Below are 18057 nucleotides of genomic sequence, written 5' to 3' on the forward strand. Positions count from 1 at the left end.
GAACCTTCCATGGAGGCTCACCGCCCGCCCCGCGGAAAGCTATAACCTAGTTTGAAATTGAAAGTTCAACGATATTGTAAGTCAGGAAGAGAATCTTATATCAACTGAAACAGTGAGTCTTTCTGAGCTAACGGCATACTCATTAATATAAATAAAAATGAATTACTCCAATCCAAGTTCGAGGAAGTTTCCAATTGAATTCATAAAGGGTATAATAAAGAAAATGAATGATTGTTCATTCAACTGGAGGGATAATAGTGAAAAAAATAGCGTATATTGATGATTTATTAGAGTGGAAACAAGAATTTAAATTTAGTCACCCCGTCAAAGTTCGCTTCTCAGAAACGGATATGTTTGGTCATTTGAATAACACGATTCCATTTATCTATTTTGAAGAAGCGCGGATTGAATATTTTAAAAGTTTAGGATTTATGCAAGAATGGTTAAAACCTTCATATGAGTATATTCCGGTTGTTGCCGATCTGCAGTGTGACTTCCTGAAACAAGTATTTTTTAGCGAGGATTTAAATATTTATGTAAAGGCTTTCAAAATAGGCACATCTTCAGTAGATTTGCATTATATGTCAGTAAACAGAAAAAATGAAGTTTGCTTTATTGGTCGAGGAACTATCGTCCAAATGTCGAAAAAAACAGGAAAAGGGGCTCCTTGGACAGAGGGTATGAGAGAAAAAATGGATGGGATACGAAGTGAAAACGCATTAAGTTTTTCTTGAAATAAATATTTTATTATTTCTGTATCGTTAGACCGTCACCCTCTTAGCCTAACTCACATACAATATCACGACGACCGTTATACCCATCCCCGCGTGGTTGAAGCTGGCGAAGGCAAGGAGGGTACAATAATTGAAGGACAATGATTATGCACATAAACCATTACTAACTAAAAGGGAAAGTGAGGTATTTGAGCTGTTAGTCCAAGATAAAACAACAAAGGAGATCGCAAGTGAGTTGTTTATCAGTGAAAAAACAGTTCGAAATCACATTTCCAATGCCATGCAAAAGCTTGGAGTGAAGGGGCGTTCACAAGCTGTGGTAGAACTTCTCCGCATGGGAGAGCTAAAGCTTTAATGTTTTCCGGTTCCTTCGATTTGGGGGAACCGGTTTGCTATGTATTGGAGGCTTACATAGGGAAATAGCAATATCCACTTGAATTCTAACTAAAAAAAAGAGAAAATGGCATATAGGCGTGTATTCGTGATGACGTGTTGAGGAGTGCATTTAGGATGAGTAACGAAACTGTTTTTACGGACGAGACATTACATACTGTTTCTGATATAGAAAAAAATTTACGATATATTTCAGGTATTATTAAGCAAAAGGGACGAGAAATTCTTAGCCAGTATACAATTACTCCACCTCAATTTATTGCTTTGCAATGGCTATTAGAGGATGGTGATATGACAATTGGGGAGCTTTCGAATAAGATGTTCTTGGCTTGTAGTACAACCACAGACTTAGTTGATCGAATGGAAAAAAGTTTGCTAGTTATGAGAGTGAAAGACGATAAGGACCGAAGAGTTGTTCGGATTCACCTTCAAGATAAAGGAGAGCGAATGATTGCGGAGGTTATAGAAAAAAGACAAATGTATCTGCAAAATGTTCTTAATGGTTTTTCAATAGATGAAATTGGACTCTTGAAGAATCAGCTCGAGAAGCTTTATCTAGAAATGAAATAAGAATGAGGGAATGAGTTGTGAATAAACCCATAGGTATTATGGATTCAGGTGTTGGAGGATTAACAGTCGCTAAAGAAGTGATGCGACAGCTTCCAAACGAAACAATTTATTATGTAGGAGATACCGCTCGTTGTCCATATGGACCTCGCTCAAGAGAAGAAGTGGCCCAATTCACTTGGGAAATGACAGAGTACTTACTTCAATATGATATAAAAATGCTAATTATAGCTTGTAATACGGCGACAGCCGTGGTCTTAAAAGAAATACGAGAGGCTTTGTCGATTCCAGTTTTGGGTGTAATTCTTCCAGGATCTCGTGCTGCTTTAAAGCATACTTATTCGGGAAACATAGGTGTCCTTGGAACAGTGGGGACGGTTAATAGTAAAGCTTATGAAAAAGCTATAAAATCTATTAATCGTAGAGTAACAGTGTTAGCACTGGCCTGCCCGAAGTTTGTGCCTTTAGTAGAATCAGGTGAGTACGAGGGGACATTTGTTGAGAAAATCGTCTCCCAGACGCTACAACCACTGCGAGCGAAAAAGTTAGACACACTTATTTTAGGGTGTACTCATTACCCATTACTAGAGCCTGTCATCCAAGCTGAAATGGGAAGAAAAGTTAAAATAATCAGTTCTGGAGATGAAACGGCTAGAGAGGCAAGTGCTATTTTAGATTACCGGAATGCATTAGCAGAAGGAGAAAGTCCTCCTCATCATTGTTTTTTCACAACAGGATCTAAAAAGCTTTTTACCGTAATAGCCTCAGATTGGCTCCAACGGGATGATTTTCATGTTACATCGATTCGGCTACCCGAGGATAAATAATATAGAAATTATGATTGCTAATAAAAATGCAAAAAAATATGGGAATTCGTTAATGGAAAAATGGTCTTTCTGGACAGTTTATTAATGGATAAAAATATATTATAGAAAAAACGCTGAGAATTTCCATATCTACAGCGTTTTTATTTTTGTTCCAAGTAAATAACTTGGTTGTTATTCTATACTTGAAAACTTCAAAATCAGTTGAGTTCTAGTGCGCATCCATTTGTTCACCTATCCTGTTTAGGCATAGGATAAACAATTTCCTTCCTAAATTTGAAAGAATCGATGGAAGCATCGCAAGGCACCCTTCATTGGTATGAATGGATGTATGCTTTCATCTTAAATGTCAAATAACCTTCGATTTCGTCACTGATATCGTTAAATAAATTCGATTAGAGGTCCTTAAAATTATCTTTTTATTGTTGGCTTTGTTAGAGATAAAGGTTGATTTTGAAGATTGATCTTCTAAAACCTGGCATGTTCAGGGTTTAGAAGGCTTCTGCCCTTAATCGTAAGCTGTCTGTTGTTTCCCAAGTGCCTAATATACAGGCTAAAAAGAGCATCCGTTTCTTTTTGCTCAAATCTGCTTCCATTTCACGGTTTTCAAGGAACTGGAACCAGATCAAGTATAGTTGTAAATATTTCGTTGATACACCGTTGAACTTTCTTATCCATTTCTTTAGTCGAGAATGGTAGTTGTTAATGTTATTTATGTGATAGATACCACGTTTAACATGCTCTTTTTTACTAGCGTTAATGATGATATGTTGAATACCATTTCCTTTAGAATATGACTTGTAAGAGCTATGGGCATCCGAGCACAGTACAGCATCTTCTTGTAGAAGATGTGTTAAATTTTCATCTAATTGTTGAGTTAGAATCCGTCCCATTCCAACTACTTTGGATAACGTATTCTTATTACGGTCTTTTGCGATTAATACGCATACTTGTTCAGAGGAAATACCTCGTTTAGTTGCAGAACCAGCACGTTTTCGAGACTTTCTATCTGTAAGGATATTTCTACCTTTGCGGCTCTCTAAAAAATAGGTTTCATCGGCTTCTACAATGCCTTCAAAAGTAGGTGTTTGTTGCCTTGCCAAAGCAGATAGGAGCTTGTGCCGCCAGTAAAAACAGGTCGTGAAATGAACACCGACAATTTTAGCAGATTCGCGAAGAGACAGTCCTTTTAGCATACATTCAATAAAGGTAATCCACTTATTAGCTTTTTTGGACCGATATAGTGGAGTATTCGTTAGGTCATTGCTGATTTTAAAGCAATCCTTACATTTATATCTTTGACGACCATTTCGTTTACCGTATCGAACAACAGACACACTTCCGCAATGTCGACAATGATAACCACTAGTAAATTTATTTTCACGAAGCTCACCAATCAAGTTACCATGTTGAGAAGCATCGTGCGTAAAAATACGCTTAAGAAATTCCAATAGATTTTCTTTATCTTTGTCTGTTAAATAAGAAACGTCAGCTAAGATATTCGCTAATGTGGCCATCTGTCTTACCTCTTCCGTAATATTCTTACGATAAGGATGGCACAATTTAGCAGAATTTACACAATATCAACCCTAAATCTTAACAAAGCCTTATTGTTTTAAGATATTGCTGTGAAAATAGTTACTTTAAAAATAGGGGAATTAGTGTCTAGCCCTATGTGCATTGCGCTTATCTTACGCTTTAGTTACAAAACGTGCATCAAAATGGAGGGAAGTTTTTTCATTCGCTCGGTCTATTTTGGCGATAAGCTCGTATACATATAGTACAAACTGTCTTAGGAGGGGTTAGCTTTGTCGAAGCGATTTAAAGTGACGGCGGTAATGGTCCTTGCTTCATCTTTATATTTATCTGGGTGTGGATTATTCGGGGGAGATGAGAAAGTACAACAAGATCCACCACAGGAGGATGTCTCTTACTTAGAAGAGGGAGAAGAAAGTGTGGATACTACTGATTCTGCAGAGGGAGATACGGTGACAAGCTCAATAGACGATTCAACTGCAACCATTATGACGGAATTATATTTAATTGATGAAAACGGGTATGTTGTTTCTCAGACGATGTCGCTTCCGAAAGTTGAAAGTGTTGCAAAGCAAGCCTTAGAGTATTTGGTGACAAACGGGCCTGTTTCAAATATACTACCGAATGGATTTAGAGCCGTGCTACCAGCAGATACAACAGTCGATGTGAATATTGATGGAAATAAAGCCATCGCTGATTTTTCACCAGAGTTTGAGAAATACGCAGCGGAGGATGAAGAGAAAATTTTACAAGCAGTAACTTGGACCTTAACCCAGTTTGAAAAAGTGGAGAAAGTTGAACTCAGAGTAAATGGTTACCCGTTAACAGAAATGCCTGTCAATGGAACGCCGATTAATAAGAATGGTTTAAGTCGTACGATGGGTATTAATCTTGACTCAAATGGTGTAGTCGACTTAACTAATTCAAGACAAGTTACAGTGTATTATTTAGCTCAAAAGGGTGAATCAGTTTACTATGTTCCTGTGACAAAAAGGGTGAGTAACGTTGAAAATGATAACGTAATAGCCGTTGTGGAGGAGCTGATTGATGGACCAGCGTACACATCCAAATTAGTGAGCGGGTTTATGTCAGATGTAGCTTTACTAGATGACCCTAAACTTGTCGATGGAGAAGTAACCTTAAATTTTAATGAAGCAATATTTGGCAGCTTTGAAGAGGAACTAATTTCTACTCAACTACTTAATTCACTTGTACTATCCTTAACCGAGCAAACTGGAATTGAAAAAGTGTCCGTACTGGTGAACGGGGAAGGGGATCTCGTTAACGAAGAAGGTGATATATTAAGTGAACCAGTCACTCGACCTGAAAGAGTCAATACGATAAGTTTTTAAAATGGGTCAGTTTGTTATACTATATAGAAGGTAAGCGAAAGAGGTTGGCTTCTGCCGCCTCTTCTCTTTTTTTTTAAAAAGTGTAATAAGCGGAGGGACTAGAATGAGAATTGACGGTAGAGAATCGACGCAGTTACGAAATATACATATTGAAACGGGTTACTTGAAACATCCTGAAGGGTCAGTATTGATAACCGTTGGAGAGACAAAAGTGATTTGTACTGCAAGTATTGAAGAAAGAGTACCCCCATTTATGCGAGGTGAGGGAAAAGGCTGGGTCTCAGCAGAATATTCCATGTTGCCACGTGCGACAGGAACTCGTAATATCCGGGAGTCGTCAAGAGGGAAGGTTTCAGGCAGAACGATGGAAATACAACGCTTAATTGGACGTTCTTTAAGAGCGGTTGTTGACCTTAAAGCTCTAGGGGAAAGAACGATTTGGGTGGATTGTGACGTCATACAAGCAGATGGCGGAACAAGAACAGCCTCTATTACAGGTGCGTTTGTTGCTGTTGCATATGCTTTAGCTCAATTGCAAGACAACAAAAAATTGCCACAGTTCCCATTAAAAGATTATTTAGCTGCAACAAGTGTAGGAACAGTAAAAGAACATGGTGTTGTTCTTGATTTGAATTATGCAGAGGATTCTAAAGCGCTTGTGGATATGAACATTATCATGACTGGGACAGGTGAATTTGTGGAGCTACAAGGAACAGGGGAAGAAGCAACCTTCTCAATGAATGAGCTGCAAGAGTTGCTTGCTGCTGCTCAAACAGGTATAACTGAACTGTTTGAAATTCAAAAAGAAGCGCTTGGAGAAATTGCTATTCGATTGAAATAGTCTAGAGTTGGAGGAGAAATTGATGAAGAAAACGGTTTTAATCGCTACAAAAAACAAGGGAAAAGCGAAAGAATTTACGCGTATGTTTGCCCCATACGGCTTCAATGTCAAGACTTTGCTTGACATTGAAGGGGCTATCGATGTAAAAGAAACGGGTTCAACATTTGCTGAAAACGCCCTCTTAAAAGCGGAAACCATTGCCAACACCTACCAGACGATGGTGATTTCTGATGATTCAGGATTAATGATCGATGCATTAAACGGGGAACCTGGTGTATACTCTGCTCGTTATGCGGGCGGTGCAAAAAGCGATGAAGCCAATATGGAAAAAGTATTAGAAAAACTGAAAGAGAAAGAAGCTGAACAGCGAACGGCCCGCTTTTGTTGTACGCTAGCAGTGGCTGCACCTGGGATGGACTCTTTCACGGTTGAGGGAAGCTGTGAGGGGGAAATTCTATCAGAAAAACGTGGGGAAAATGGATTTGGCTATGATCCGATCTTTTTTGTGCCTAGTTTAGGAAAAGCAATGGCTGAATTATCACCAGAAGAAAAGAACAGCATCAGCCATCGAGGAAATGCATTACGGAAACTAGAGAAAAAGCTACCAGCTTTATTATCTGAGGCGTCGACTCAATGAGAGTATTGGTTGTAAGTGATAGTCATGGTTCAATTGAGTCACTGCTAGAATTACAACAGCTCTACCACGGGAAAGTGGATGAGATGTTCCACTGTGGTGATTCAGAGCTAACCAATCATGACGAAGCGTTAAAGCACTTTCTAACTGTTAAAGGCAACTGTGATTGGAACGGCGACTTTCCGGAGGATATTGTACACGCTGTGAAAGGGACCACATTCTTTGTCACTCATGGACATATGTATAATGTGAAAATGTCACTGATGAATTTAAGTTATCAAGCAATAGAACATAACGCAGATATTGTATTATTTGGTCACTCTCATGTCCTCGGAGTAGAATTTGTTGATGGAATCTTATATGTAAATCCGGGTAGTATCTTGTTACCGCGCGCACGAGAGGAGAAAACGTATTGTGTGATTGAAAGGAAGGCGTCAGTGCTTATGATTTCTTTCTTTGATCATCATCATCAAGAACTTATTGAATTAAGGCAGCAGTTCCAGGTACAATAGACGAGGAAGAACTTGTTCTTCCTCAATTTTTTCAAAATAAGTTGTTGACTTTTTCTCGATAGACTAATATAATAAAAAATGTCCTTAATAAATGAATCACATTCACTTATCAATTCAGAACTTGAAAAAGCTAACTGAGATGAGGGTGACGGTTTTTCAGAAACGAATAAGAACTATTTACTATATTATGTCCCAGTAGCTCAGCTGGATAGAGCAACGCCCTTCTAAGGCGTCGGTCGGGAGTTCGAATCTCTCCTGGGACGTCCAAACTAAAAACGTTGATTTCATTCGTATACTTACGTATGGAAACAGCGTTTTTTTATGATCAATTGGGATGAGGGACAGGTACCTTGACCAAAATTAGTTAATATGTATTGAATCTGGTGATTTGTGGAATTTACTAGTGAATTAGCAGAAATAATAGGTTGATATTAAACCGGGCAGGGGGAAATCCATTTTTTCTCCCTTTTTAGTAAGGCTGCTTTCGTAAAGATTGTGGCTTTTCGTATCAATTCATTATCTAAGATATAGCTTTGACCCGAGCCTCAAGCCACTGTAGCTGGATCACGAAAAGCGGAAGTGGCTCGCTTTGAGGCGGCAGGCAAATGAAGAACACGTAGGTGATGCCTGAATCACTGGAGAGTTATTCATTTGACCCGAGCCTCAAGCCACTGTAGCTGGATCACGAAAAGCGGAAGTGGCTCGCTTTGAGGCGGCAGGCAAATGAAGAGCACGTAGGTGATGCCTGAATCACTGGAGAGTTATTCATTTGACCCGAGCCTCAAGCCACTGTAGCTGGATCCGTCTATTTTTAGGAAAATCAACAATGAAATGGAGGATTTAGTCAAAAATCAGATGAAATAGCCACAATGTATACGAAAAGAGCCTTTAGTAAACAGCAAAATGAGAAGAGATACCTGTCCCTCTTGGATATTGTTTGGTATTATGATTTTCACATGCTACACTAAATAAGATAGAGTGTGAGAAGGACGGTATGTACCATGAAAAAGAAACGCAAAACCATAGAATATAGCGGAAATGTTGTTTATTTCCCTGGTATTAAGGAAAGGTTGATGGAGAAAGGTCTCGATTATCTCCAAGAAAAGAAATACCGAGAAGCAGCTGATTTGTTGAAGCAAGCATTAGATTTAGGATATGAACAACCCCAAATATACATGGCGTTAATACTTGCTTTATATGAAGGGGAACAATATGAAGCGGCGAGAGACTTTTGTCAATCTCTTCTGCAAGAAGGCAAAGGCGAATACTATGAAATCATTGACGTGTACTTGATGATTTTAATTCAACTAAATGAACATCAAGAAGTGGTAACACTTTTGAATGCACTCTTTGATGAGCAAAATGTTCCACCGAACAAAGAAGAACACTTTAAACAGTTACTCTCAATCAGTCAAAAAGTAGTCAATAGAGAGCAGTTAAAAATAATGGAGGCCAAGGAGGAAGAGCTTCAATTATTTACAGGTGATTTCCAAGAACAAATACTGGTGATGGGTCAATTAGTTCATCGCAACATCCGTCCATACCGGTCACAACTGATTGCTTATCTTACTGACTCAAATGCGCATCCTATGCTCCAAACAATGGTTCTGAATGTGCTCAGAGAACATGAGATTGATCAAGAACTATCAGTTATAAAACTAGGGGAACAAGGGAAAGTCATTCCGGCAGAGCTAGTAGATGTGTTTGATATGTCTTCCTATCAAGCATTGATGGTCGAAGTGGAAGAAATGGTTGAACAAAAAAATCCCTCTCTCTTTTCATTAATGAAAGAAATGATTAGTCGACATTCGTTTTTAAGGTACCCATTTTCCTTGTCAGCCTCTGAGAACGTTGCTTCCATATCTTATTATATCCACGCCTTAGCGCTTATTGGGGAAATGACCGATGTAAACAAAATGGCTACAGAGATGGGGATAAGAGTGGAAGAGATAGAGAGAGAGATACGAAAAATAAAAAAATTAGAAGAATTTTCTTCTACCGATATTTAAAGGCTTTCTGTTGAAAGAAAAAGCACTTGTGTTATAATGTAATGGTTGTAAAGTGAACAATATCTTAAGATTGACAGAAGATACTGTTACATATTAAGAAGGAATTCTTAACCATGTTCAATTTGAAAATTGATCAATTATAGATTGTTGGAGGGAAATAATATGTCTGCAAAGTGGGAAAAGTTAGAAGGTAATGAAGGTGTTTTAACTGTTGAAGTTGACGTTGAAACGGTAAATAAAGGTTTAGATGAAGCCTTTAATAAAGTGGTAAAACAAGTAAATGTACCAGGTTTTCGTAAAGGGAAAATGCCTCGTGGCATGTTCGAAAAACGTTTTGGTGTAGAATCTCTTTACCAAGATGCAATTGATTTTATGCTTCCAGAAGCTTATTCAAGCGCTGTGGAAGAAACAAATATCGATCCAGTTGACCGTCCTGAAATCGATGTAACTCAAATGGAAAAAGGCAAAGAGTTTATTTTCACAGCAAAAGTAACTGTTAAGCCTGAAGTGAAACTGGGCGAATACAAAGGTCTAGAAGTGGAAGAAATGACTACTGAAGTAACTGCAGAAGATGTGGATGCTGAATTGAAATCTCTTCAAGAGCGTCAAGCTGAGCTTGCTGTAAAAGAAGAAGGAACAGTTGAAAACGGCGATACAGCTGTTATTGATTTTGAAGGATTCGTTGAAGGTGAAGCATTTGAAGGTGGAAAAGGTGAAAATTATTCACTTGAAATCGGATCTGGTTCATTCATCCCAGGGTTTGAAGAACAGTTAATCGGATTATCTGCTGGAGATGAAAAAGAAGTTGAAGTAACTTTCCCAGAAGAATATCACTCAGAAGATCTTGCTGGAAAAATGGCTACTTTTAAAGTGAAGCTTCACGAAATTAAAACAAAAGAACTTCCTGAACTTAATGATGAATTTGCTCAAGAAGCAGACGAAGAAGTAGAAACACTTGCTGAGCTTAAAGAAAAAACAAAAACGCGTCTGGAAGAAACGAAAAAAACAGAAGCGGAAACATCTACTCGTGAAGCTTTAATTGAAAAAGCTTCTGAAGGTGCAGAAGTGGAAATTCCACAAGCTATGATCGACAGCGAATTAAACCGTATGATGCAAGAATTTGAACAACGTCTTCAAATGCAGGGCATGAACTTAGAATTGTACTTCCAATTCTCAGGACAAGACGAAGAAGCTCTTCGTGCTCAAATGCAAGAAGATGCAGCAAAACGTGTACGTACAAACTTAACGCTTGAAGCTATTGCAATCGCTGAAAACTTAGAAGTTTCTGATGAGGAAGCAGAAAAAGAAGTAAGCGTAATGGCTGAGCAATATAATATGAGCTCCGATAACATTAAGCAAGCGCTTGGTGGCTTAGATGGTCTTAAAGGTGACTTGAAAATTCGCAAAGCAATCGAATTTCTTGTAGATAATAGCAAAACTGTTGCATAATAATAGATAGAGAAACAAGGTGCGATTAAATCGTGCCTTGTTTTATACAAAAAAAAATTACATAAAGAATAGAATTTCGTAAAAATGGGAAAAGCTGATTAGACGGGTCAAATCATAAGGGATTTTGGTTGTTTTTCCCTAAAGTCGTTTAAGTTCCGTTTCCATTTTGTTTTGTGTTAAAATGCAATACATAACTGTTTCGGTAATACAATGTATCATGTAGTAGCTATATGATCGTCATTGAATAAATTAAAGACTTAACATATTGTTAATTAGTCTTTACTAAGGGGTGAACGTCATTGTTTAAATTTAACGATGAAAAAGGACAACTCAAGTGCTCATTCTGTGGCAAAACACAGGATCAAGTTCGGAAACTTGTGGCAGGTCCAGGAGTTTATATATGCGATGAATGTATCGAGTTATGTACAGAAATCGTAGAGGAAGAACTTGGGACAGAAGAAGAAGTAGAATTTAAAGATGTGCCGAAACCAATGGAGATTCGTGGGATTTTGGATGAATATGTAATTGGTCAAGACCAGGCGAAAAAGTCGCTTGCCGTAGCTGTATATAATCACTACAAGCGGATTAATTCTAATAACAAAGTAGATGATGTAGAGTTATCGAAAAGTAATATTAGCTTAATTGGGCCCACTGGAAGTGGTAAAACTCTTTTAGCTCAAACCTTAGCAAGAATTTTAAATGTTCCTTTTGCTATTGCTGATGCGACATCGCTTACAGAAGCGGGCTATGTTGGAGAAGATGTTGAAAACATCTTATTAAAGCTTATCCAGGCAGCTGACTATGATGTTGAACGTGCAGAAAAAGGAATTATTTATATTGATGAAATCGACAAAGTGGCTCGTAAATCAGAAAACCCATCCATTACACGAGATGTTTCTGGTGAAGGAGTCCAGCAAGCACTACTGAAAATTTTGGAAGGAACAACAGCAAGTGTGCCGCCTCAAGGTGGACGTAAGCATCCTCACCAAGAATTCATTCAGATTGATACAAGTAATATCCTGTTTATTTGCGGTGGTGCATTTGACGGTATTGAACAGATCATCAAACGTCGATTAGGTCAACAAGTCATCGGATTCGGGTCAGATTCCAAAAAAGCAGAGGTTGAAGACAAATCCTTGCTATCTAGAGTAGTACCAGAAGATTTACTGCGATTTGGACTCATACCAGAATTTATCGGTCGTCTCCCAGTCATTGCGAGTTTGACGCCTTTAGATGAGGATGCACTAATTGAAATTTTGACGAAACCAAAAAATGCACTAGTGAAACAATATCAAAAAATGCTTGAGTTAGATGAAGTAAACCTTGATTTTGAAGAGGGTGCACTGATAGAAATTGCGAAAAAAGCGATCGAACGTAAAACAGGTGCACGTGGTCTCCGTTCGATTATCGAAAACATTATGTTGGATGTTATGTTTGATCTTCCATCGAGAGAAGATATCAAAAAATGTATTATTACACAAGATACGGTAGTCAATGGTGAAAAGCCTAAACTTCTTTTAGAAGATGGAACAGAGCTTTCCCCTAACGATGAAACTAAAAATTCAGCATGATGACAAAAAATCCCAAAAGGTTAACGCCTTTTGGGATTTTTTGTCGGTAGGTCCATTTTGTTTAATCTCGTTATTCACAGGAGATACTACGTAATACTACTTGGATAACTGGAGGGATTGTATGAGTTGGACTGCTATTGCGTTACTTATCCAGCTTTTCTTTGGCGTCATCATTGGGTTGTACTTTTGGAATTTACTTCGAAACCAACGAACTCAAAAAGTATCCATAGATCGAGAGTCAAAAAAAGAAATGGAGCAGCTTAGACAGCTACGCTCGATAAAGCTATCAGAACCTTTGGCAGAGAAGGTGAGACCAACAAGTTTTGAGGATATTATTGGGCAAGAAGATGGTATTCAAGCGTTAAGAGCAGCACTATGTGGTCCGAACCCTCAACACGTGATTATTTACGGACCTCCTGGAGTTGGAAAAACGGCTGCAGCTCGATTAGTATTAGAAGAAGCAAAAAAACAACAAACGACCCCATTTTCTCCCAAAGCGGTTTTTGTTGAGTTAGATGCCACGACAGCTAGGTTCGATGAAAGAGGAATAGCAGACCCGCTAATTGGTTCTGTGCATGATCCAATCTATCAAGGAGCCGGAGCGATGGGACAAGCTGGGATTCCTCAACCAAAACAAGGAGCGGTGACTAATGCTCATGGCGGAGTATTATTTATTGACGAAATTGGTGAATTACACCCCATTCAACTGAATAAGATGTTGAAGGTGTTAGAAGATCGAAAAGTATATTTGGAAAGTGCTTATTACAGTGAAGAAAACCAGCAAATTCCTCAGCATATACACGATATATTTAAGAATGGACTACCGGCCGATTTCAGACTCATTGGAGCAACAACTCGGACCCCAAGTGAAATTCCACCAGCCATTCGTTCTCGGTGTATGGAAGTATTCTTTCGAGAGCTTGATCGAGAAGAAATTATTCAAGTGGGAAAAAGAGCGGTTGATAAAGTGAATTTAAAAATAAGTGATAATGGTTTGGAGATACTATCCACGTTCGCGCGAAATGGAAGAGAAGCTGTAAATATGGTTCAAATTGCAGCCGGATTAGCGATTGTTAAAAAACGGACGGGGATTCTAGATGAAGATATTGAGTGGGTCGTTCATTCTAGTCAACTCTCTCCTCGGTTTGACAAAAGAGTGAATCCAAAAGCAGTGATAGGACTTGTAAATGGATTAGCTGTAACGGGCCCAAATACCGGTTCGTTGCTAGAAATTGAAGTAACGGTTATCCCAGCTTTAGACAAAGGAAGTATAAATATTACGGGAATTGTAGAAGAAGAGAGCATAGGAAATCAAGGGAAATCTGTTCGTAGAAAGAGTATGGCTAAAGGGTCTATTGAGAATGTCTTAACAGTTTTGCGTACGATGGGTATACCTTCAGAACAATATGATATCCATGTGAATTTTCCCGGTGGAATCCCAGTAGATGGTCCTTCTGCTGGAATCGCAATGGCAACAGGTATCTACTCTGCAATCTATCGAATTCCTGTGTACCATGATATCGCCATGACCGGAGAGATTAGCATTCATGGTCTTGTTAAGCCAGTCGGAGGAGTATTAGCAAAGGTAAAGGCTGCTAAACTTGCTGGGGCAACAAAGGTGATTATTCCATATGACAATCAACCTTCTTTATTAAGAGAGGTATCTGATATCGAGATCATTCCTGTTAAAACCTTACAAGAAGTTATTAAAATTGCATTGCAAAAGGATCGAAAAGAAGGATTTGGCATTGAAAAAAGTCAAAGTGTGTAAGGTAAAATAGGAGTGTTCTAGACCGATTCGATTTCGAATCGGTTTCATTTGGAAATATGAAAGAATAGATCATCAGCAACAAAAAGTTAGCAGGAGCAATGGCATATTGAAGGAGAGTCGAATAATGTTATCAGGGAGTGGTAAAGAGAGAATGGGTCTTTGAATGGACACTAGTATACAAATAGGTTAGAATTGTACAAAGATTGACGTCGGTAAACATGACTGATTTTTTGGGAATAATCATACATAAATTGAATGAACGTTGAATCCCGTTCATTTTTAAATGAGATTTTCATAATAGAATGATGGAGGTACTTTGATTATGACGAAAAAACAAGAACAAATCGTCCCCCTCCTACCTTTAAGAGGTTTGCTTGTTTATCCAACCATGGTTCTTCACCTCGATGTAGGTAGAGACCGTTCTGTGGAAGCATTAGAAAAGGCAATGATGGGTGATCACTTTATTTTTTTAACCACGCAAAAAGATATTAATATTGATGAACCAACTGAAGAAGATATTTACACAATGGGTACATTAACTAAAGTAAAACAAATGTTAAAGCTCCCAAATGGTACGATTCGGGTATTAGTAGAAGGACTGCAACGAGCTACGATTAATAAGTTGTATGAAGAAGAGTCCTATACCTCTGTGGCAGTTGTTACGCATGAAGAAGAAGCGAACAAAAGTCCGGAACTAGATGCCTTAATGAGAACTTTGTTGAACTATTTCGACCAGTACATCAAGCTATCTAAGAAAATTACAGCAGAAACCTATTCGACGGTTTCTGATATAGAAGAGCCTGGAAGATTGGCGGATATTGTTGCATCTCACCTTCCTCTTAAGCTCAAAGACAAACAACAAATTTTAGAAATGCTTGAAGTTCATGATCGATTACAACATGTAATTGAAATTATTCATAATGAAAAAGAAGTATTAAATCTCGAAAAGAAAATCGGTCAGCGTGTCAAACGTTCGATGGAACGAACGCAAAAAGAATATTATTTACGTGAGCAATTAAAAGCAATTCAAAAAGAATTAGGCGACAAAGAGGGGAAAACAGGAGAAATCTCTGAGTTGGCTGGAAAAATTGAAGAAGCTGAGATGCCTCTTCATGTTGAGGCAACAGCTCTAAAAGAATTAAGTCGGTATGAAAAGATTCCCTCTAGCTCTGCAGAGAGCGCGGTCATTCGTAATTATATCGAATGGCTGATTGCTCTACCTTGGACAAACGCGACAGATGATGATCTAAACATTGTTAAAGCAGAGAAAATCTTAAATCGGGATCACTATGGATTAGGTAAAGTAAAAGAACGAGTGTTAGAATATTTAGCAGTTCAACAACTAACTAATTCTCTAAAAGGTCCTATCCTTTGTTTAGCAGGACCTCCTGGGGTAGGAAAGACGAGTTTAGCGCGATCGATTGCAGAATCTCTTGGTCGTAACTTTGTTCGCATTTCTCTTGGAGGGGTTCGGGATGAATCAGAAATTCGAGGTCATCGCCGCACATATGTGGGAGCCATGCCAGGCCGGATAATCCAAGGAATGAAGAAAGCGGGAACGGTTAATCCTGTGTTTTTGATGGATGAAATAGATAAAATGTCTAATGATTTTCGAGGAGATCCTTCTTCTGCGATGTTAGAAGTACTCGATCCAGAGCAAAATAACTCTTTTAGCGATCATTATATTGAAGAAACCTATGATTTATCTAATGTGATGTTTATTGCAACAGCCAATAACTTAGCGACGATTCCAGGTCCATTGCGGGACCGGATGGAAATCATTTCAATTGCGGGTTATACAGAAGAAGAAAAAATCAATATTGCAAAGGATCATTTGTTAACGAAACAAATTACAGATCATGGTCTAACTAAGAGCCAATTGCAAATACGTGATGATTCTATTCGAGATATTGTCAGGTATTATACTAGAGAAGCAGGCGTTCGAAGTTTAGAGCGTCAACTGGCAGCAATTTGCCGGAAAACTGCTAAAATTATTGTTTCAGGCAAAAAGAAGCGAGTTGTTATTACTGAAAAAAACCTTGAAGATTTTCTAGGGAAAAAAATCTTTCGCTATGGTCAAGCTGAAACAGAGGATATAGTAGGTGTAGCAACAGGATTAGCTTATACCACGGTTGGTGGGGATACGCTGCAAATTGAAGTGAGTCTCTCACCTGGTAAGGGAAGGTTAGTGTTAACTGGTAAACTAGGCGATGTAATGAAAGAATCTGCTCAAGCAGCGTTTAGTTATGTTCGTTCTAAAACAAAAGAACTTGGAATTCAAGAGGATTTTCATGAACAATATGATATTCATATCCATGTCCCTGAAGGAGCTGTGCCAAAGGATGGGCCTTCAGCTGGGATAACCATCACAACGGCCTTAGTTTCTGCGTTAACAGGTAAAGAGATTCATCGTGAAGTGGGGATGACTGGAGAAATGACGCTTCGCGGGAGAGTACTGCCAATTGGTGGTGTGAAAGAGAAGACGTTAAGCGCTCATCGCGCTGGACTTCGAACCATCATTCTGCCGCGAGATAATGAAAAAGATATTGATGATATACCGGAAAGTGTTCGTCAAGATTTACGATTTGTACTTGTGTCCCATATAGATGAAGTACTAGAAATAGCAATAGCAGGTGGAATAGATGAAAGTAAATAATGTAGAACTAGTAATAAGTGCTGTAAGACCGGAACAATACCCCAAAGAACGATTAGCAGAGTTTGCGCTTGCTGGTCGCTCGAATGTGGGGAAATCATCATTTATTAATAAAATGCTGAATCGTAAAGCGCTAGCTAGAATTTCCTCGAGACCAGGTAAAACACAAACATTGAATTTCTATAAAATTGAAGAACAACTATTCTTTGTTGATGTTCCAGGTTATGGATTTGCCAAAGTCTCAAAAAGCGAGCGAGATGCTTGGGGTCGTATGATCGAAACTTACTTTACGATAAGGGATCAATTAAGTGCTGTAATATTAATAGTAGATTTACGTCATCCACCAACCAAGGATGATATTACCATGTACAATTTCCTTAAACATTATGACTTGCCGTGTTTAGTCGTAGCGACTAAATCAGATAAAATCCCAAAAGGAAAATGGCAGAAGCATATGAAAATCACAAAGGAAACCTTAAATCTTGAAAAGGGCGACGAAGTAATTCTATTTTCTTCTGAAACGGGAGAGGGAAAAGATAAAGTTTGGGGCGCATTAAATAAGTTTAAATAAGGACAAAAAACCTGACTACCAATTTAAAGGTAGTCAGGTTTTTTCTTTTTGAAAGGCTCTTTTCAAATGGCTCTTTTCGTATACAATGTGGCTATTTCATCTGATTTTTGATTAAATCGCCTATTTCACTGTTGATTTCCATTAAAAATAGACGAAATGATGCCCGAAACAAAGCTATATCAACGTTTATAGACTGGTACGAAAAGCAACAAACTTTGTGAAAAAAGCCTTTCAAATACATTGTTGCTATTGATTCACCATTTTGGGTAAACAGCTACTTTTGGAGATAGCGCATCAATTAATTACGGAAAGATAACCAGAAACCGATCTATATCACAGTTTAATGATTGGTTGAAAGCTACTAACATTGCGAAACCAACCTTTTGAAAAGGAAGAGAGGTTATTTTTCCGGATGGGTAGGTATGTGTCTAGCAATTGGCACAATTCTTATCAATCATTTGGATTTAAGAGGAAATAAAGGGAAAGTATAGGAATTGCACGTCTGGAAGAGATGAGTTCGTCACAGCTTGGCTAAGATGCGGAGAGAATGAATTTTCAGTTTGTATCATTTTTGAGAATAATGTGAATAATTGGTAAAATAGTAGTGTTCGCTTCATTGAACGACTTAGATAAACAAGGG

Annotated in this window: 15 protein-coding genes and 1 tRNA gene; 15 read left to right on the plus strand and 1 reads right to left on the minus strand. The window is 38.3% G+C overall.

Annotated features, from left to right (window positions below; translation table 11 throughout):
- The first annotated feature begins 257 nt into the window (after positions 1 to 257).
- From U8D43_RS01250 to racE, 4 genes are all read left to right on the plus strand, one after another.
- Positions 258 to 734 (plus strand): acyl-CoA thioesterase, encoded by a 477-nt coding sequence (locus tag U8D43_RS01250; protein WP_335869142.1) that lies wholly within the window; start codon positions 258 to 260, stop codon positions 732 to 734.
- 130 nt (positions 735 to 864) lie between these two features.
- A complete protein-coding gene (locus U8D43_RS01255; protein ID WP_335869143.1) occupies positions 865 to 1089 on the plus strand; it encodes a helix-turn-helix domain-containing protein in 225 nt (74 codons plus the stop codon).
- A 155-nt stretch (positions 1090 to 1244) separates the two neighbouring features.
- A complete protein-coding gene (locus tag U8D43_RS01260) occupies positions 1245 to 1697 on the plus strand; it encodes a MarR family winged helix-turn-helix transcriptional regulator (protein ID WP_335869144.1) in 453 nt (150 codons plus the stop codon).
- A gap of 17 nt (positions 1698 to 1714) precedes the next feature.
- Entirely contained in the window at positions 1715 to 2521 is an 807-nt protein-coding gene (gene racE / locus U8D43_RS01265; protein WP_335869145.1) for a glutamate racemase, read from the plus strand.
- Between the two features lie 488 nt (positions 2522 to 3009).
- Here the strand turns inward: racE and U8D43_RS01270 are convergent, their stop codons facing one another.
- Positions 3010 to 4035 carry an IS1595 family transposase gene (locus U8D43_RS01270; RefSeq protein WP_335869146.1) on the minus strand — a complete coding sequence of 342 codons (1026 nt, stop codon included), beginning with the start codon at positions 4033 to 4035 and terminating at the stop codon, positions 3010 to 3012.
- Between the two features lie 291 nt (positions 4036 to 4326).
- Here U8D43_RS01270 and U8D43_RS01275 point away from each other — a divergent pair, with 291 nt between their 5' ends.
- The 11 genes from U8D43_RS01275 to yihA all read left to right on the plus strand — a co-directional run bounded on the left by U8D43_RS01275 (position 4327) and on the right by yihA (position 17417).
- Complete coding sequence (locus U8D43_RS01275) at positions 4327 to 5406, plus strand: GerMN domain-containing protein (protein ID WP_442893538.1); 1080 nt, start codon at positions 4327 to 4329, stop codon at positions 5404 to 5406.
- 103 nt (positions 5407 to 5509) lie between these two features.
- On the plus strand, positions 5510 to 6247 hold the full coding sequence (gene rph, locus U8D43_RS01280; RefSeq protein WP_335869147.1) for a ribonuclease PH: 738 nt from the start codon (positions 5510 to 5512) through the stop codon (positions 6245 to 6247).
- Between the two features lie 22 nt (positions 6248 to 6269).
- On the plus strand, positions 6270 to 6884 hold the full coding sequence (locus U8D43_RS01285; RefSeq protein ID WP_335869148.1) for an XTP/dITP diphosphatase: 615 nt from the start codon (positions 6270 to 6272) through the stop codon (positions 6882 to 6884).
- Positions 6881 to 7393 (plus strand): YfcE family phosphodiesterase, encoded by a 513-nt coding sequence (locus U8D43_RS01290; RefSeq protein WP_335869149.1) that lies wholly within the window; start codon positions 6881 to 6883, stop codon positions 7391 to 7393. The genes U8D43_RS01285 and U8D43_RS01290 overlap by 4 nt, the downstream gene beginning before the upstream one ends.
- Positions 7394 to 7582: 189 nt before the next feature.
- A tRNA-Arg gene (locus tag U8D43_RS01295) sits at positions 7583 to 7656 on the plus strand.
- 738 nt (positions 7657 to 8394) lie between these two features.
- Complete coding sequence (locus U8D43_RS01300) at positions 8395 to 9402, plus strand: tetratricopeptide repeat protein (RefSeq protein WP_335869150.1); 1008 nt, start codon at positions 8395 to 8397, stop codon at positions 9400 to 9402.
- Between the two features lie 162 nt (positions 9403 to 9564).
- On the plus strand, positions 9565 to 10851 hold the full coding sequence (gene tig, locus U8D43_RS01305; RefSeq protein WP_335869151.1) for a trigger factor: 1287 nt from the start codon (positions 9565 to 9567) through the stop codon (positions 10849 to 10851).
- A gap of 299 nt (positions 10852 to 11150) precedes the next feature.
- The gene (clpX, locus tag U8D43_RS01310) at positions 11151 to 12422 is read left to right on the plus strand and encodes an ATP-dependent protease ATP-binding subunit ClpX (RefSeq protein ID WP_335869152.1); all 1272 of its coding nucleotides are present in this window, start codon (positions 11151 to 11153) and stop codon (positions 12420 to 12422) included.
- 121 nt (positions 12423 to 12543) lie between these two features.
- On the plus strand, positions 12544 to 14193 hold the full coding sequence (gene lonB, locus U8D43_RS01315; RefSeq protein WP_335869153.1) for an ATP-dependent protease LonB: 1650 nt from the start codon (positions 12544 to 12546) through the stop codon (positions 14191 to 14193).
- A gap of 322 nt (positions 14194 to 14515) precedes the next feature.
- Positions 14516 to 16849, plus strand: coding sequence for an endopeptidase La (gene lon / locus U8D43_RS01320; protein ID WP_335869154.1), 2334 nt, complete (start codon positions 14516 to 14518; stop codon positions 16847 to 16849).
- Entirely contained in the window at positions 16836 to 17417 is a 582-nt protein-coding gene (yihA, locus tag U8D43_RS01325; RefSeq protein ID WP_335869155.1) for a ribosome biogenesis GTP-binding protein YihA/YsxC, read from the plus strand. Before lon ends, yihA begins: the two co-directional genes overlap by 14 nt.
- The last annotated feature ends 640 nt before the right edge of the window (positions 17418 to 18057 follow it).

Source organism: Bacillus sp. 2205SS5-2 (genome assembly GCF_037024155.1).
GTDB lineage: Bacteria > Bacillota > Bacilli > Bacillales > Bacillaceae_K > Bacillus_CI.

What these genes read in the sequence shown, in the direction of transcription:
- U8D43_RS01260 (WP_335869144.1), top strand. Translation starts at nt 1,245, where the DNA reads ATGAGTAACGAAACTGTTTTTACGGACGAGACATTACATACTGTTTCT.
- U8D43_RS01270 (WP_335869146.1), bottom strand. Translation starts at nt 4,035, where the DNA reads ATGGCCACATTAGCGAATATCTTAGCTGACGTTTCTTATTTAACAGAC.
- rph (WP_335869147.1), top strand. Translation starts at nt 5,510, where the DNA reads ATGAGAATTGACGGTAGAGAATCGACGCAGTTACGAAATATACATATT.
- U8D43_RS01285 (WP_335869148.1), top strand. Translation starts at nt 6,270, where the DNA reads ATGAAGAAAACGGTTTTAATCGCTACAAAAAACAAGGGAAAAGCGAAA.
- U8D43_RS01290 (WP_335869149.1), top strand. Translation starts at nt 6,881, where the DNA reads ATGAGAGTATTGGTTGTAAGTGATAGTCATGGTTCAATTGAGTCACTG.
- U8D43_RS01300 (WP_335869150.1), top strand. Translation starts at nt 8,395, where the DNA reads ATGAAAAAGAAACGCAAAACCATAGAATATAGCGGAAATGTTGTTTAT.
- tig (WP_335869151.1), top strand. Translation starts at nt 9,565, where the DNA reads ATGTCTGCAAAGTGGGAAAAGTTAGAAGGTAATGAAGGTGTTTTAACT.
- lonB (WP_335869153.1), top strand. Translation starts at nt 12,544, where the DNA reads ATGAGTTGGACTGCTATTGCGTTACTTATCCAGCTTTTCTTTGGCGTC.
- lon (WP_335869154.1), top strand. Translation starts at nt 14,516, where the DNA reads ATGACGAAAAAACAAGAACAAATCGTCCCCCTCCTACCTTTAAGAGGT.
- yihA (WP_335869155.1), top strand. Translation starts at nt 16,836, where the DNA reads ATGAAAGTAAATAATGTAGAACTAGTAATAAGTGCTGTAAGACCGGAA.